Genomic DNA, 18,120 nt, shown 5'->3' on the forward strand with positions numbered 1-18,120 from the left:
ATTTTATCTCTAGTAAATTACATATGTACCAAAAATACAAAAAATAGTTCAATTAAATTCAATATGCGACTTTTTGTCCCGCATTAAGTACAACGTTGTTGTGTAAGGTTTGTTGCGTAATTTTAGCTAAAAATAACTAATAATTACAGACTTTTACGCTTGCGAGGTTTTTCGCCAGAAAAACCTTAAAAAGCAATAAATTTTACACGGTGTTACCAGCCGTTTTTATTTTTCAGTTTAATTTTTATTCATTTTTTTCTTTTTTAATTCTTTTTCAAGTTTTGTTTTTTGATTATTAAATAAAACTCGACTTGTATATTTTTTAAAATAAGTAATAGTCTTTTCAATTTGTTTTATGTCTTCTTGTTCCTTATGCTTTTGATTTATATTTAATTGATTTGTTTCTGGATTATGTTTATAATGAATATATGCATTTCTATTGTCAGCTAGTTTTAGAATAATATTTTTATGTTTTACAGATATTTTAGGAATTCCAAGTAACAATGGTAGCCAAGTTAGTTTTCCTATTATATTAATGGATTTAATTATATTATTTGTTTCTTTTTTATCAATAGATTTTCTATGGCATAGTTCGTTTATTATTCTGTTTAATTCGTGTTCAAAATAAGTTGCGTAAAATATTTTAGCATTATTATATTCACCGATTTTATTAAAATGGCGAGCATTCTTAATTAATGTATTAGTATGATTAATTATAACTTGATATTCAGCTTTTTTATTTAGTTCAAGAATTTTATTCCAGAATATTTTTTTGTTCTTAAAATCGGAGAATGTTAATGATCCATCTTTAAAATGAGACTTAATTATTTCCTCAATAAGAACTTCTGTTAACTTTTCATCTTGTTCTTTCGAGTTTATTTCATTCATTTTTTTATTAATTTTCAGTTTCAGATTACGTCTCGTAAATGGCTGGTAACGTTGATGTGTATGATTTCGTTGCGTGTTTAAGCACTAAAGTTAACAAATAAAAACCGAATAGAAAATCCGCGAGGATTTTCGTAAGTAGGTTATAACTAGCAATGAATTATACACGGTGTTGTCTAATTATTATATCCTATTTCTTCTAATTTCACTTAAACCCTTATAAATAAAGGGTTTTGTTGTTTTGTGTAATGCAAAATAATGTAATAAAATACAATAAAAAGCATTGTTTGTTGTACCTATTGTTGTACCTTAGTATTCGTTTGCATCCCATTGCACCTATTCTAAATCAATAAGTTATGGCTTCAATAAAATTAATATTAAAAAAATCTAAAGTCGATAAGTCTGGAAAAGCACCTTTATATTTAAGAGTGATAAAAGACCGAAAAACTAAATTCATTTCTTTAAGCTTAAAATTAGAGCCTAACGAATGGGATGAAGATAAACAAAAAGTAAAGAAAAATCATAGTAATTCTACACGACTAAATAAATACATTTCTCAAAAGGTAGCAGATGCACAAGGACAAATAGCAGATTTAGAAACTAAAAACCAATCCACATCAGCAAGAAAACTAAAAGAAGCTATTAAGGGGAAACCGTTAGTTAATTTCTTTGAGTATGCATACAACCGATGCGAAAAACAAATAGACACTTTAGCCTTATCAACATATAACAACTATAAAAACTACCTCAAAAAGTTTGAAAAGTTTATAGGCCATAAAGAGTTAATGTTCGATGATATTACAGTAACAACATTAAAAGACTATGCAGGTTACTGTAGTACCACTTTAGGTAACAATAACACGACGATAAACTTTTCTTTAAAGATTCTTAACCTAATGTTTAAAGAAGCGCAGAGAGAGGATTTAATACCGTTAAATCATTTTCCTTTTAGTAAATTTAAAGTCAAGAAAGCAAAAAGCACAAAACGATTTTTAACAGCTGAACAGTTAGAGGCTTTTATTAAATTAGAGGTTTCGGATAAAGCAAAAGCACAAATTATAAAAGATATGTTTCTGTTTGCTGTCTTTTCTGGAGGTTTAAGGTTTGGCGATATAATAGAATTAAAATGGAATAATTACAATGCTCATACGCATAAAATAACTAAGACAATACGCAAAACAAACAGACAGCATAGTATTAGAATTGGGCAAGTAGCAATAGATATTTTAGAAAAATATAAAACTGAAAATGTAAATCAAAACGATATAATATTTCCTTTCGCAAATATTGATAGCGATTATTTTACAGACCGAGAACAAAGAGCAAAAGTAGTAAGACAAGCAATAGCATTAAGCAATATGTATTTAACTAAAATGGGTAAAACTTTAGAGTTACCATTTTCTTTAACCTTTCATATTAGCAGACATACATTTGCAACCAGAGCATTAAACAACGGTATGCGTATAGAGCACGTATCTAAACTTATGGATCATTCCGATATTGGAATAACACAAGTATATGCAAAAATTATAAGTAGTGAATTAGATAATGCAGTAGATAAATACATCAATTAAAAAATGAAAAGAGATCATCAGTTTTTTGTAAAAAATATAAAAACTATCAATTCTTGTGGTAGTGAAATGGTGTATTTTGAGGGATCTAGTTTCGAAAAACAATTTGAAATAAAATACTTCAAACAAGAAAAGCATAATATGGATACTTGTGAAGGGTGTAGAAAATCTCATGCTACAATCCTCAAGCAAATGCAGGTGTATTTTAATGAATTTCCATTGTGTTGTGAGCATCATTCTAAACTAATTAAACAACCTTGGTTTGATAAAAGAGATTTTAACGATTTACCAAAACAAGTGGCAGATAAAGTGTTATTTACACATCATCACATAATAAATAATTTAGATGTTGATAATTGGAAAGACGAATTAACAAATTACATAGAATACGCTATTGCTAGTTTTGGTCAAATACCAGAGGGGTTTGGAGAGCCTGTTGCGTTAAGCAAATATTTAGGTTATGTAGTAGAGTTGCAAAACGATTTAAAGCTAACAGGTGAAGATAGAAAATACAAAGACAGACAAAAATTTATTATCAATTTTCTAGATAATTATGGAAAACCTACAGACAAAGTTAAAACAGATTTAAACCTATTACTTTCTACTTACGATAAATGGTACAAAATATTCCCTTTTGATATTCCTTTATTTGCAGAAGTACGAAAACATTTTTCAAAAACATTACCATTACTTTCAGAAAAACCAAAAGTCAACCCTTACTTAGGTGTTGCTAAAGCAAAGTTATTAACTCAAGATAGGCTTTTTGAGTATTTAATGAAGATAACAAATCAAATATTACTATCTATAGACACTACTCAATTATTAGAAAACGATTATATATCTGATGCAACAAAATATCAATTTGACATAAAAAAGAAAGCACACAAATTAAATCAAGAAACACTATTAAAAGAGTTTTCTAAAGGTGAAAAAAGATATATTAAAACAATAAAAAAATGGTTAGATAATGAAAAGTCTTTCTTAAAAGAGATTCAGCCTTCAATAAAAGAGTTACCTGCGATAAATAATAATGTAGAACACAATTTTGAAACAATATTATCAGACCAAGTAAAACGACAATATGTTTTAGATCTTCTGGAAGATTTAAGTATTATTTCAAATGGTCAATCTATTTTAAGCACTAGAAAAAAAGGAGCATTAAGAGGTGTTGTAGAAGCGTTAAGAGAAGCTAATATATTACCTCAATTAGGTATTGATAAATTATGCAGAATAATAGCAAACCAAATAGGATTAGAATTAAAGTCAAAACTCGATTTTTCTGATGTTTCTCAAAAATTCCAAAAAGATGCAAAACAATACATAAAAGACAATCCACTTCATTAAAATACACTCAATATAAGGTCTTATAAGGTCAGCCTTATAACGAGCTATCATTAATGCAATCTTGCGGTATAATTTTAAATATATCAGCAGATGAGCGCAGTAATTTTAACAGCAGAACAGTATCAAGATTTAGTAAACAGATTAGAACAAGTTAATAAAAAACTTGAAGAACAATCAAAACCATCACACGAAACCTTTCTCGACAATCAAGAGTTTATCCAGTTAATGCATATTAGTAAACGAACAGCACAAACTTGGAGAGACGAAGGCAAAATATCATTTTCTCAAATTGGTAGTAAAATTTACTACAAAATGAAAGATGTAGAAGTCTTGTTAGATAAAAACTACAATAAAGCTTTTAAAAACAAAAGGTAGTAAGTTTGTACGATACAATAAAAATAAAGTATCGAGTAACTAATTTACCAATAGAAGTTTTAGAACAAAGAGAAACATCATTTATCTGGAGAGGGCTAAAATGGTGTCCTACCTATAACGATAAAACTAAAAAGGTTAATGGTTACAAGACTAGCGTAAACAATTTAGATTTACGCTTAAAAGGACGTACAATAAAATGTAATAATTCTTTAAATAAATGGTATAAGGGTAATAATTACGAATTGTTTACCTATTCAGAAGTCGTTGAAGCTTTAAGTGAATTAAATAGTATTCTACCATTTAATGTATATGAAGCTAAAATTCATTATTTGGCGGTTGGATTAATAATAGAAGAAGAAGCAAAACCAATTCTAGATCCTTGGTTAAGCTTAAACGGTAAACAACCAATACCAATGTTAGGTGCTAATAAACAATACGGTAAAAAATTCTATCTTACAGACTATAATGTAAAAGGCTATGATAAAACTTTTGAAGTTAAAACACACGACCGTATTAACTTAAATAAGCATTTATTTAGGTTTGAGTTAGAAATCTATACACGTAATCTAAACAACCGTAAAAACCCTATAGGCATTTATACCGTTAAAGATTTAATTGATAAGGCGAAATATCAAATGTTAGCAGATGAGTTATTGAGTAAGTATGATAAAATAGAAAAGCAACAAAGTATGCCATTATCACAACTTACTAACAAAGAAAAAGAAGTCTTAGCATTATTTCAAAATCAAGAAATATTACAACAGTATAAAATAGACCATTCTGAAACATTTAGCAATCGTAGAAAGGTGTATAATAAACTAAAAAAGTTATCAAACAATCAGTATCTAATGCACGTAAAAAAGCAATTAAAAACAAGTGTAAAATATACGCTATTTTAGTACTTGTAATATAACATAAAACAGGGGTAAAAAGTAAATGTAGAAATCCTTATAATTAAGTCAGATTAATATTATATTTTTATGCCTTACATTTTTGTAAAACCTTTACAATAAATAACAATGAGTACAGAAAAACTAGACCTATCCTCACCAGACTTGGTAAACCAAAATATAGAAAAAATAGCAGCCTTATTTCCTAACTGCGTTACAGAAACAGCAGAAGGCAAAGCCATAGATTTCGACTTACTAAAACAAGAACTCAACCACGAAGTAGTAGAAGGTGCAAAAGAACGTTACAGATTAGAATGGCCTGGAAAAAAAGAAGCCATAGTTACCGCCAATTTACCAACTACAAAAACACTAAGACCGGTACGTAAAGATTCTGTAAATTTCGATACTACAGAAAATATGTACATAGAAGGCGATAACCTAGAAGTACTCAAAATTTTACAAGAAAGCTATTTAGGTAAAATTAAAATGATATACATAGATCCACCGTACAACACAGGTAAAGACTTTGTATATAAAGATAATTTCACCCAAGACAGTACAGAGTTTAAAGAAGAAACCAACCAAATAGACGAATACGGAAACCGCTTAGTAGCCAACCCAGAAACCGCAGGGCGTTACCATAGCGACTGGCTATCTATGATGTACCCACGACTAAAATTAGCACGTAATTTGTTGACTGATGATGGGGTGATTTTTATGTCTATTGATGATAATGAAGTACATAACTTACGTAAAATTGGGGATGAGGTTTTTGGGGAGAGTAATTTTATTAGTAGTATAATTTGGAGAAAGAAATATGGTATACAAAACGATGCAAAGTATTTTTCAGTTAGCCACGAATATCTATTATGTTTTGCGAAAGATAAACCAAATTACAAACCGAATTTAGTTGACCGAACTGATGAGCAAGATGATCGTTATAAAAATTTAGATAACGATCCAAGAGGAAATTGGAAGTCAGCTGATTTAAGTGTTGGTAGAGTTACTGAAAAAGATAGATATACAATTACTACTCCATCTGGCAGAAAAGTTACTCCACCGGAAGGTAGGAGTTGGGTTGTCAATGAGAAAAAATTTTTAGAAATGGTTGATGATAACAGAATTTGGTTTGGAAATTCTGGAAATAATGTTCCGTCAGTTAAGAAATTTCTTGCCGAGGTTAAGCAAGGTCTTACTCCATCTACATTTTGGGATTATGATGAGGTTGGTCATACCGATGGATCAAATAAAGCATTGAAAAGGATTTTTGATGGTAAATCATTATTTGATTATCCAAAGCCTGTAAATTATTTAAAAAAGGCTCTGACTATTGGATCTAACGAAAATGATTTAGTTCTAGATTTTTTTAGTGGTTCAGGGTCATTGGCAGAGGCTACAATTTCTCTAAATGCTGAAAAAGAAGAAAGCAATAGGAAGTTTTTATGTGTTCAACTACCAGAAGCTACAGACGAGAAAAGTGAGGCCTACAAAGCAGGCTACAAAAACATTTGTGAAATAGGTAAAGAACGCATCCGTAGAGCAGCTACTAAAATAAAAGAAGAAACCAAAGCAGATATAGATTACGGTTTTAAAGTTTTTAAGGTAGACAGTAGTAATATGCAAGACGTCTATTACAAACCACAAGATTACAACCAAGGACAATTAGATGTGTTTGCAGATAACATAAAAGAAGATAGAACTTCAGAAGATTTACTTACTCAAATACTACTAGATTGGGGTTTACCACTAACCCTAAAAACCCAAAAAGAAACGGTTTTAGATAAAGAAGTATTTGTGGTAGATACCAATTACTTACTCGCTTGTTTTGATACTGAGTTAGACGAGGCTTTTGCCAAAGCAATTGCCAAACACCAACCGCTACGTTTTGTGTGTAAAGACAGTAGTTTTAAAAACGATACAGCCAAAGAAAACGTAAAGCAATTGCTAAAGCAATTAAGCCCTAATACTGAAATGAAAGTGATTTAAATTAATTGTTAATTGTTAATGTATAATGGTTAATTATGAAAAAGAATGTAATTAAAGAAAAGAGTTTTGCTTTTGCAGTTCGCATTGTAAATGCTTCTAAATTTCTTACTACCGAAAAGAAAGAGTTTGTAATGAGTAAACAATTATTACGTTCTGGAACTGCAGTTGGTGCTTTGTATAGAGAAGCAGAACAAGCAGAAAGTAAAGCAGATTTTATTCATAAAATGGCTATTGCACAAAAAGAATGTAATGAGACGTTGTATTGGTTAGAGCTGCTATCAGCTACAGACTTTTTAGAAAAAGAAGCATTTGAAAGTTTACATATAAATGCAACAGAATTAATGAAATTAATTACAAGTATTATAAAATCTACCAAACTGCGCATTAACAATTAACCAAATTAACAATTAACAATTAAAAAATGGCATTGCCTATAAACATAGAGTCATTAATAAACGGAGATACCATAGAATGGGAACGTATTGAGTTTAAACAAAACTGGAATCCAGAAGATATCTTACATTCTATGTGTGCGTTTGCCAACGACCTACACAATTGGGGAGGTGGGTATATTGTGGTGGGTATTACAGAAAATAATGGGCAACCTGTATTGCCACCTTCGGGTCTAGCGCAAAATCAACTAGACAATATACAGGGCGAAATTGTGCAATTGGCTCATAAAATAATGCCTAATTATTTTCCTATTACCCAACCTTATGTGTTACAAGGTCAACATATTTTAGTCTTATGGTGTCCAGCAGGAGATAATAGGCCTTATACTGGGTTAACAACTTTGGGTAAAGGTGGTCAAAGACAACCTTATGTTCGTATTGGTTCTAGAAGTATGATAGCAAGAGGTGAAACCTTACGACAGTTACAAGACTTAACAGCACGCATTCCTTTTGATGATAGAGTAAATAATCAAGCAACGATAAATGATTTTGATTTAGGAACCATACAAGCGTATCTACAAGAAATTAAGAGCGATTTGTATGCAGAAAGTACTTCGCTTACTTTAGAAGAGTTAGCAAAAACAATGCTAATTGTTAAAGGTCCAGAAGAAGATGTACGTCCAGTAAATGTAGGTTTATTGTTTTTCACAAAAGAGCCTCATAAATTTTTTCCTAGAACCCAAATAGAATTGGTTTGGCATCAAGACAATTCTGGTAAAAACTTTAAAGAACAAATTTTTAAAGGCCCTTTGCATCATCAGTTAAGAGATGCACTATCGTTCCTCGAAACAAATATAATAACAGAACAAGTAGTTAAAGACCCCCAAAAAGCAGAAGCGCAACGCTTTTATAACTTTCCATTTGCTGCAGTAGAAGAAGCATTATCAAATGCAGTATATCATAAAAGTTATGAAATTGGTAGTCCAATAGAAATACAAGTTTGGCAAGACAAAATAGAAATATTAAGTTTTCCTGGTCCTGTACCACCTGTTACTGCAACTATTTTAAAAACTCAAAAACGTATTGTTGCCAGAGAATATAGAAATAGACGTATTGGAGATTTTTTAAAAGAACTACATCTTACAGAAGGTAGAGGTACAGGTTTGCCTACTATATATAGAGCTATGGAAAATAATGGCTCTGCTAAACCTATTATAGATACAGATGAACAAAGTACGTACGTATTAGTTACACTTCCCGCGCATCCTCTTTTTAAAGTTAGTGACCAAGCTAGTGACGGAGCTACTGATCAAGATAATACTAGTGTTTTTAATACTTTAGAAGATGTTGTTGCATTTGTGAATCAAGCTAGTGACGGAGCTAGTGACGGAGTTAATGACGGAGCTAGTAACCAAGTGAAAGAGATACTTAATAATGAAGTACATAATTACACAACACAGTTATTAAGTAATCTTACAAATTGGATAAGTAGAGAAGATTTATTTAGTAAAATAGACCTATCTAATAATTCTACAAATCGGAAAAAATATTTAGACCCTCTATTTGATTTAGCTTGGGTAAAAGAGGAATTTCCGAACCGTAAAACACATCCTAAACAACGCTATAAATTAACCGATTTAGGTGTAAAAATAATAAAGTTGATAAGCTAGAGAATGAAATTACAATTTAAAGAACAACAATTTCAAATAGAAGCTGTAAAAGCAATTACCAATTGCTTTTTAGGGCAAGAAAAAGGTGCTAATCATTTTACTTTAGAGCGCAGTAAGGCTTTATTACATAAAGCACAACAAGCAGCTAATGGTGTAAATACCTTACAGTTTGAAGAAGAAGTAAACGAAAATATAGGCTATCGTAACAAGTTAATTTCTATTACAGACAATCAATTGCTACAAAACATAAAAAATGTACAGAGTGGTAATGATATTAGAGAGAGTGAAGTTTTAGAAAAACCAAAGGTTCAAAAAAAAGGAATTAACCTTACTATAGAAATGGAAACGGGTACAGGTAAAACCTATACCTACATACGTACAATGTACGAATTACACGAGCAATACGGTTGGTCTAAATTCATCATTATTGTACCTAGTGTGGCAATACGTGAAGGTGTGTACAAATCGTTCGAAGTAACACAAACGCACTTTCAAGAAAAGTACGGCCACAAAATAGCACCTTTTATTTACAATTCTAAAAAACCAACAGATATAGAAAACTTTGCATCAGATAATCGTATTAGTGTTATGATTATTAATACTCAAGCCTTTAATGCTCGTGGTAAAGATGCAAGACGTATTTATGCAGAAATAGATGGCTTTCAATCCAGACGCCCTATAGATATTATTGCGCAAACCAATCCTATATTAATCATAGACGAACCGCAATCTGTTGATGGTGTTAAAACATTGGCAAGTATGCAAGATTTTAATCCGCTGTTTACTATCCGTTATTCTGCTACGCATAAAGAGGAATATAATAAAGTCTATCGTTTAGATGCCTTAGATGCTTACAGTAAAAAGTTAGTAAAAAAGATACACGTAAAAGGTATTAACTTAAAAGGTTCTACAGGTACTACAGGCTACATATATTTAGAACAAATTGCTGTAAAAGCAGGGAAACCACCAGTAGCTATTGTAGAATACGAAAAAAGACAAGGTACAGGTGTAAAACGTAAAAGAGAACGTTTAGAAGAAGGTACAAACCTTTATGAGTTATCTGGCGAAATGCCGCAATATAAAAATTGCTTAATTACAGATATTAATGGGAGTTCTAATACTATTTCAGTTAACGGTGTAACCTTACAAGCTGGGGAAGCCTTAGGAGATTTAGATGAGCAAGCGTTCAGGCGTATTCAAATACGTGAAACTATTTTATCGCATCTACATAAAGAGAAAGAATTATATGCAAGAGGGATAAAAGTACTGTCCTTATTTTTTATAGATACGGTAGATAAGTATCGTAAATACGATGAAAACGGAGAACAAATATTAGGAGAATATGCAAAGATATTCGAAGAAGAATATAACAAAGTTAAAAGCGATTTCTTAGACTTATTTCAACAAGAATATAACGATTATTTAAAAGATACAGATCCTGGTACTGCGCGTAAAGCCTATTTTCCAAGTGCGTATGCAGAGTTTTTAGATAGAGATAAAGCCAACGATATTCATAATGGGTATTTTTCTATAGACAAAAAGAAAAAGTTTATAGACCCAAGCGTAAAGCGTGGTAAAGAAGATTCAGATGATATTTCGGCTTACGATTTAATTATGAAAGATAAAGAACGCTTGTTAAGTATGGACGAGCCTACACGTTTTATCTTTTCGCATTCTGCTTTAAAAGAAGGTTGGGATAATCCTAATGTATTTCAAATTTGTGCTTTAAAACATTCTGAAGCTACTATAAGAAGACGTCAAGAAGTAGGGCGTGGTATGCGTTTGTGTGTCAATAAAGAAGGGATTCGTCAAGATTATGAAACCGTAGGCGAAAATGTACACCAAATCAATAAATTAACCATTATAGCTTCAGAAAGTTATGAGGATTTTGCAAAAGGTTTACAGTCAGAAATTGCAGCAACGTTAAAAGATAGACCGCAAAAAGCAGAAGTAGAATTTTTTATAGGTAAGTTGGTTACCGATGCGTTGGGTGTAGAAATGCGAATAGATAAAGAAACAGCTAAAAAGCTGAATAAGGTTTTATACAAAAATGATATAATAGACGAAGATGATAAAATCACTACAGAAGGAAAAGAAGCGATAGAGCAAAACAAAGTAACATTACCAGAAAATTTAGAACCGTTTAGGAAAGCAATTACCAAATTATTAAAATCAGTGTACACTGGTGAGATAATAAAACCTGAAAATGATAGAGATAAAATAACGGTTACTTTAAATAAAAATTTCCATAAAAAAGAGTTTCAAGAGTTATGGAGTAAAATCAATATCAAAACCATTTATGAAGTAAAATTCAATTCAGAAAAGTTAATAGCAGATAGCGTTATACGATTAAATGCAGATTTACACATTTCTGATAGAGTTTATGAAATTAAAACAGGTTTTTTAAAAGACAGTAATAAAGAAGAGTTACAAAGTAAAGAAGGATTTAAGCAAACCAATAGAGAGTCTAAAAAACTAAATGCAGATTTATACACAGATACCGTTTATGATATTGTTGGTGAAATAGTAAATAGCACCAATTTAACACGAAGAACTATTGTAGAGGTATTAAAGCAAATAAGTCCGCAAAAGTTTGTGTTAATTCGTAAAAACCCAGAAGAGTTTATTGCTAAAACTGCCAATTTAATAAACGAGGTAAAAGCAAGTTTAATCCTAAATAATATTACCTTTCATAAAACAGAAGATCGTTTCGATTCTAAAACGGTATTTACTAACGATGTAACGGTAGATAGAAATGCACAACAAGTAAAAAATCATATTTACGATTATATCATTGCAGATTCTAACATAGAAAAAGAATTTGCAGAGGCTTTAAGTAACAGTGTTGAGGTGTCAGTATTTGCCAAATTACCTAAAGATTTCTATATCACCATTCCAACAGGTGATAAAACAGGGCGTTATAGTCCAGATTGGGCAATAGTTTTTGAGAAAGAAAAAGTACGAGAAATTTACTTTATAGCAGAAACAAAAGGTTCTGATAATGCAAACGATTTACGAGGTGTAGAAGCTTTAAAAATACATTGTGCCGAAGAACATTTTGCAGCAATCGGTAATGGTGAGGTACAATTTAGTAAAGTAAGTTCTTACGAGAAAATGATGGAAATGGTAACCTTAAATTAGAAAGCTGCTTAATGAAAATTATAGACAATGTAAACCATCGCTTAAACGATGAATTAAAAACAGAAATACAAAAAGGGTGTAAGTTAGCAATTGCAGCATCTTCTTTTTCAATTTATGCTTTTGAAGCCTTAAAAAAAGAATTAAAAGGTGTTGAAGAGTTAAAATTTATTTTTACCTCGCCTACTTTTATTAAAGAAAAACTAGATAAAGAATCTAGAGAATTTTATATTCCTCATATCTTCAATGAAGCTAATTTATGTGGTGGTGAGTTTGAACTAAGGTTAAAAAATGAGCTAAACCAAAAAGCAATTGCTAAAGAGTGCTCACAATGGGTAAAAGATAAAGTAACCTTTAAATCTAATAAAAATAGTGCGACACCTTTAAATGGTTTAATTCATGTCGATAATGATTCTCAAGGTGCTGCGTTTACTAATATCAATGGATTTACAACTTCAGATTTAGGGGTAAGTCATAAAAAGGGCTTTCCAACATTAATACAAAAAGTAGATTTCCCACAGAGTAATGCGTATTTAGATTGGTTTAATCAAATTTGGAATAATCAAGAAAGTTTACAAGATGTTACCAGTTTTGTACAAGAGTATTTCGAAAATGCATTTAAAGAAAATAGTCCTGAGTTTATTTATTTTATAACACTGTATAATATATTTAGTGATTTTCTAGATGATATTGCAATGGAAAATTTACCGAATGATGAAATTGGGTTTAAAGATACTGTAGTATGGTCTAAATTATATAATTTTCAAAAGGATGCAGTAATAGGTGCTATTAATAAATTAGAAAAATACAATGGCTGTATCATTGCAGATAGTGTAGGTTTAGGTAAAACCTTTTCTGCTTTAGGGGTTATAAAATACTATGAGAAAAGAAATAAAGATGTTCTAGTATTATGTCCTAAAAAGTTAGAAGCGAACTGGAACACTTATCGTCAAAATGATAAAGATAACATTTTGTCTAAAGACAGATTTAGGTACGATGTACTATTTCATACCGATTTATCTAGGGAAAGAGGGATGAGTAATGCTCGTAATTTAGAAAATGTAAATTGGGGTAATTACGGTTTAGTAGTTATAGATGAATCTCATAATTTTAGAAATAACAATACATCTGTTGGTAAAGAAAATAGATACCAGAAGCTACTGCGTAAAATTGTGCAAGAAGGTATTGAAACAAAGGTGTTAATGTTATCTGCTACACCTGTAAATAATAGGTTTAACGATTTAAAAAATCAATTAGCATTAGCTTATGAAGGTACTTCAGAAAAGATAGATGAAAAATTAGATACAGAAAGAGGTGTTGATACCGTTTTTAGAAGAGCGCAATTAGCTTTTAATAGTTGGTCTAAATTTGAAACCGAAAATAGAACGACGGAAAAGTTATTAGAAATGTTAGATTTCGATTTCTTTGAAATTTTAGACAGTCTAACTATTGCACGTTCTAGAAAGCACATTACAACCTATTACGATACCTCGGATATTGGAGAGTTTCCAAAACGTAACAAGCCAATTTCTAAACAAAGCGCATTAACAGAAAATAGAGGGACTAACTATATAGAAATTGCCGAAAAGTTAACGTTATTAAACCTTTCAGTATATTCACCTTTAAGCTATATTTTACCAAGTAAAGTACAACTGTATGCAGATTTATACGATAAAAAGGTAAAAGCAGGTACGAGTAAATTTGCACAAATTGACAGAGAATCGAGTTTAAAGATTTTAATGCGTATGAATTTGTTAAAACGTATTGAAAGTTCTGTTTATGCATTTAGGTTAACGGTTCAGAATATTTTAGGGCAAATTAATAACGCAATAAATGCGATTGAAAAAGGAGAAGATAATACCTTCTCAGGTTTACAGGCTAATGTAACCAATGATATGGATTGGGATGCAGATTGGGGTGATGAAGAAAATGTTATTGGTAAGAAAGTAAAAGTTCATATTGCAGATATGGATGGTAGACGCTGGAAAGAAGATTTAAGTGCTGATGTTGCTATTTTAAACCAATTACTTACAGAAATAAAACCTGTTAAAAATGACTTAGATTTTAAATTAAAAGATTTAAAAGACTTAGTGAAAGGTAAAATAGAAAAACCATTAAATCCCAATAACAAAAAAGTAATAATATTTACTGCATTTGCAGATACCGCTAATTACTTATACGATAGTTTAAAGTCAGAGTTTAAAACCTTTTATGGCTTAAATACCGCATTAATTACAGGTAGTAAACGTAAATGTACAACTAAAGTAATACCTACAGATTTAAACACACTATTAACGTGTTTTTCACCACGCTCTAAAAGTAAACAACAACTGCATCCTAGTATTAAAGAAGAAATAGATGTATTAATAGCTACAGATTGTATTTCTGAAGGTCAAAATTTACAAGATTGCGATTTTCTTATTAATTATGATATTCATTGGAATCCTGTGCGTATCATTCAGCGTTTCGGTCGTATTGATAGAATTGGTTCAACAAATGCAAATATTACTATGGTTAATTTTTGGCCTGATATTACTTTGGATAATTATATTAATTTAAAATCTAGAGTAGAAAATAGAATGTTAATTAGTAATATGGCAAGTACTGGAGACGATAACATTTTAAATACAGAAGATAAAGATTTAGAGTACAGAAAAATTCAATTAAAAAAACTACAAGAAGAAGTAGTCGATTTAGAGGATTTAAGAGAAGGAGTCAGTATTACAGATTTAGGTTTAAATGATTTTAGAATAGATCTATCTAACTATATTAAGAAGTTTGGTGAACTAAAGAATATTCCCGAAGGTTTACACGCTATAACAGAAGCGAATGAGTTTTTTGAAAGTGGTGTTGTTTATGTATTAAAGAACGTAAATTCAGCAGTGAATATTGATAAAATGAATCGTTTACATCCATATTATATGGTGTATATTAAACAAAATGGCGACATTAAGTTTGGTCATTTAGAAGGTAAAAAAACGCTAGATGTTTTTAGAATGTTATGTAAAGACAAAAAAGAACCATTGGTTGAAGTTTGTAAATCTTTTGAGATGGAAACTAATGAGTATAGAGATATGTCTGCATACTCTAGTTTGTTAAAGCAAAGTATCACCTCTATAGTAGAAACAGAAGAAGAAAAAGAAGTATTAAGCTTATTTAAAGCAGGAGGTACTGCTGCAGGGAAAAGTCAAATCAAGGGTATAGAAGATTTTAAGTTAATTTCATTTTTAGTCATTAAATAAATGAGTTTTTTTCAATTACCCATACAAACTAAAAAAGATAAGAGTATTCCAAAAAATGCTTTTTATGATTATGCAACAACTAAACAAAAACAGTTGTTTGTAGATGTGATTGATAAGATACGTTGGCAAAACAAATTAGCATCAGATACCATTAATTTAGAAGGTGTTGAAGTTCAGGAAATTCAAATAATTGAAATCAAGTTAAAACAAAGAAAAAATATTGAATCGGTTTTACCTATTATAGAAAAAGCAATTCCTTATCATATCATATTTATAATTTCATTTAATGATGAGGTAATGCTATATACATCACAAAAGCACGCACATCCAGTTAATGAAAATAATGCTGTAGTAGATTGGGCATTTAAAACAGATTGGTTTTCAGATAAAAAGGAAGAATATCAATTAGATTTAAAAGTTAGTTTAGATAAGATTTTTGAAGATTTTTGTTTTAAAATTTCAAATAATTCAAGTATAACTTCAGAAGAAGATTTAAAAGCTTTAATTGAAAAAGAACAGAAAATACAAGAACTAAGAAATCAAATATCTAAAATAGAAACACAAATAAAAAGAACGAAACAATTCAATAAAAAACAACCTTTAAATAGCAAATTGAATTTATTAAAAACTAAACTAGAGGAATACTTATAATTCCACATAAAATAAAACCCAGTTTATTGCTTAGGCAATAATCCTCTGTCTTTTATTTTATTCCGCTCACCATTCTAGTTTAGCGTTTTTTTATCTTTAAAGTAATAGCATATTACAGCTTTACTTTTCATAAAATCAAAGTAAACTGCAATAAGCTATTTCATATTTTTTTTTCATAAAACCCTAAACTTCCCAAAGCTATGTTACATAATAGAAGTTATAGTAGCAAAAACCTTTTCAAAGGTTGCCTACGGCGTGTAGTTATGTTTTCGTAGCTATAACTGGTATTATGTAAAATATCCGCTCATCCTACGCGCACACCCGAACGTGTAATCACATTTTGAACAAGCATGAAACAGTAGAACATTTAAAGAGTACCGTTTGTTTAAAATAATATGCGTTATAACCTTCAAATTCACAAACTGTCGTTAAGTCCACTTTTCCCCACCACCCAAGTTAGCGGTAATAAAAAAATAGGTTTAAGATAAATAGTAATACGCCATAGTATATTGCTTTTTGCGTACCTTAAAAAACAATAAGCTATCGTCTAAAAGTCCTGTATAAGTATTAATTTAAATGCTGTTTTATCAAACAACTATTTAAATCAATACCCATACAAACGCTTCATCCACCGCACAGTAAAGTTCTGAAAACCTATTTTTTTAAGTGTTATTTCCCCGAAAAGTTTTTTATTTTAGTTTTAAACATTTTAATTATGATAACAAAAACAGTACAAATTACAGAAGTAACAGTTGATGAATTTGCCGATAAAGTAGCCGATAAGTTATTAGTTAAAATACAACGCTATTTAGATGATCTAAACACTAAAGAAAACGATGTCTATTTAACAAGACAAGAAACAGCAGAGTTTTTGAAGATTAATTTAACAACACTTTGGAATTGGACAAATAAAGGAAAGATTATTAGTTATGGTTTAGGGCATAGAATATACTACAACAAGCAAGAAATTATAGATACACTAAAAAACAATCAGCTGTAATTAAAAATAAAAAAGGTAGCAAATATATGTGGCTACCTCTGCCAGCCGCCAAAGGCAGTAAAGGTCAAGCCCTACGGGTTTTGAATAAAACTTTTTTCACAAGCTTTTTTCTTTCTCATTAAACATTTTAACTCAAAAAACTTTTATCCAAAAACCTTGACAGCCTTACCCACGCCACAACAACTATGGCTATCTTTTTATTCTTTTCAAAAAAAATAATGTAGCGAAGCGTAGCGAGCAATTTTAAATTGGATAGCTATGTCAACTTTTGAACTGAAAACGCACCGTACAGGAAAAACTTACTCAAACCCTCATTTTTTCATCCTAAACAAAGGACTAAACAGCGGAAAACCGCTTTCAAATCCTTGTCCTAATTGTTTTGTGGTGAAAGCTTCAACCGAAAAAGAAAAAAACACGCTGTTTCATTTATCTATGATGCTACAAATAGGCGGTTTTTATGCTTACTATTTAAAAGGAAGTGTTATTCCGTTTATCTCTATAGATGATTGCAGAAAAACGCTTAAAAGCAGTTTAAAATCAAATTGTGATACAGAGGATATAATGCAAAAACATATTAAAGCGGTAGAGGTTATCAGTAAAAAAGAAAAAGAGTTACAAAATGTCATTGAAAAAATGGCAGTTTTAAAGGTCGCATATATACGTAATTGTTTTAATCTAATGCAAACTAAAGAAGCATAACGCAAAGGCACCGCAAGCACCTGAAACACTAGTATATTGGCATAATTTTAGTTATATTAGTAACGAAATTAAGGTTCAAAATCAATATCAAATCCGTACCAAGTCCGAACGTGTAATTTTTAAATTGTTTTATATTATGGGGAAGATTTCTCAAGGAATTTTAGGAGGCCTATCTGGTAAGGTGTAGGCTTCCCTAAAAATGGGACAGTAATTAATTCGAATTTATTAACTTTAAATTCAAACTGTCACAATGAAAAACAGCAAATTTAGTGAGAGC

At 30.4% G+C, this 18,120-nt stretch carries 13 protein-coding genes; 12 read left to right on the top strand and 1 reads right to left on the bottom strand.

Features of this window, described 5'->3' with window-relative positions; genetic code table 11:
- Nucleotides 1-237: 237 nt before the first annotated feature.
- Entirely contained in the window at nt 238-888 is a 651-nt protein-coding gene (locus FQU21_RS16785; protein ID WP_147679168.1) for a hypothetical protein, read from the bottom strand.
- Between the two features lie 353 nt (nt 889-1,241).
- Between FQU21_RS16785 and FQU21_RS16790 the strand changes: the two genes are divergently transcribed.
- The 12 genes from FQU21_RS16790 to FQU21_RS16845 all read left to right on the top strand — a co-directional run bounded on the left by FQU21_RS16790 (nt 1,242) and on the right by FQU21_RS16845 (nt 17,843).
- Nucleotides 1,242-2,459, top strand: coding sequence for a site-specific integrase (locus FQU21_RS16790; protein WP_147679169.1), 1,218 nt, complete (start codon nt 1,242-1,244; stop codon nt 2,457-2,459).
- Nucleotides 2,460-2,462: 3 nt separating this feature from the next.
- Nucleotides 2,463-3,800 (top strand): hypothetical protein, encoded by a 1,338-nt coding sequence (locus tag FQU21_RS16795; RefSeq protein ID WP_147679170.1) that lies wholly within the window; start codon nt 2,463-2,465, stop codon nt 3,798-3,800.
- Nucleotides 3,801-3,890: 90 nt separating this feature from the next.
- Entirely contained in the window at nt 3,891-4,175 is a 285-nt protein-coding gene (locus tag FQU21_RS16800; RefSeq protein ID WP_147679171.1) for a helix-turn-helix domain-containing protein, read from the top strand.
- 5 nt (nt 4,176-4,180) lie between these two features.
- Nucleotides 4,181-5,074, top strand: coding sequence for a hypothetical protein (locus FQU21_RS16805; protein ID WP_147679172.1), 894 nt, complete (start codon nt 4,181-4,183; stop codon nt 5,072-5,074).
- A gap of 120 nt (nt 5,075-5,194) precedes the next feature.
- Nucleotides 5,195-7,051 carry a site-specific DNA-methyltransferase gene (locus FQU21_RS16810; protein WP_147679173.1) on the top strand — a complete coding sequence of 619 codons (1,857 nt, stop codon included), beginning with the start codon at nt 5,195-5,197 and terminating at the stop codon, nt 7,049-7,051.
- Between the two features lie 35 nt (nt 7,052-7,086).
- Complete coding sequence (locus FQU21_RS16815; RefSeq protein ID WP_147679174.1) at nt 7,087-7,446, top strand: four helix bundle protein; 360 nt, start codon at nt 7,087-7,089, stop codon at nt 7,444-7,446.
- 26 nt (nt 7,447-7,472) lie between these two features.
- Nucleotides 7,473-9,113 (top strand): RNA-binding domain-containing protein, encoded by a 1,641-nt coding sequence (locus tag FQU21_RS16820; RefSeq protein WP_147679175.1) that lies wholly within the window; start codon nt 7,473-7,475, stop codon nt 9,111-9,113.
- A 3-nt stretch (nt 9,114-9,116) separates the two neighbouring features.
- On the top strand, nt 9,117-12,254 hold the full coding sequence (locus FQU21_RS16825; RefSeq protein WP_147679176.1) for a type III restriction-modification system endonuclease: 3,138 nt from the start codon (nt 9,117-9,119) through the stop codon (nt 12,252-12,254).
- Nucleotides 12,255-12,265: 11 nt separating this feature from the next.
- Nucleotides 12,266-15,493 (top strand): helicase-related protein, encoded by a 3,228-nt coding sequence (locus tag FQU21_RS16830; RefSeq protein WP_147679177.1) that lies wholly within the window; start codon nt 12,266-12,268, stop codon nt 15,491-15,493.
- Complete coding sequence (locus FQU21_RS16835) at nt 15,494-16,144, top strand: DUF4391 domain-containing protein (protein ID WP_147679178.1); 651 nt, start codon at nt 15,494-15,496, stop codon at nt 16,142-16,144.
- 715 nt (nt 16,145-16,859) lie between these two features.
- Nucleotides 16,860-17,144 carry a helix-turn-helix domain-containing protein gene (locus FQU21_RS16840; RefSeq protein ID WP_147679179.1) on the top strand — a complete coding sequence of 95 codons (285 nt, stop codon included), beginning with the start codon at nt 16,860-16,862 and terminating at the stop codon, nt 17,142-17,144.
- Between the two features lie 258 nt (nt 17,145-17,402).
- Nucleotides 17,403-17,843, top strand: a complete 441-nt coding sequence (locus tag FQU21_RS16845; protein WP_147679180.1) for a DUF6943 family protein — start codon at nt 17,403-17,405, stop codon at nt 17,841-17,843.
- Nucleotides 17,844-18,120: the final 277 nt, after the last annotated feature.

The sequence above is a fragment of the Algibacter pacificus genome (assembly GCF_008033385.1).
In the GTDB taxonomy this organism is placed as follows: Bacteria; Bacteroidota; Bacteroidia; order Flavobacteriales; family Flavobacteriaceae; genus Algibacter; species Algibacter pacificus.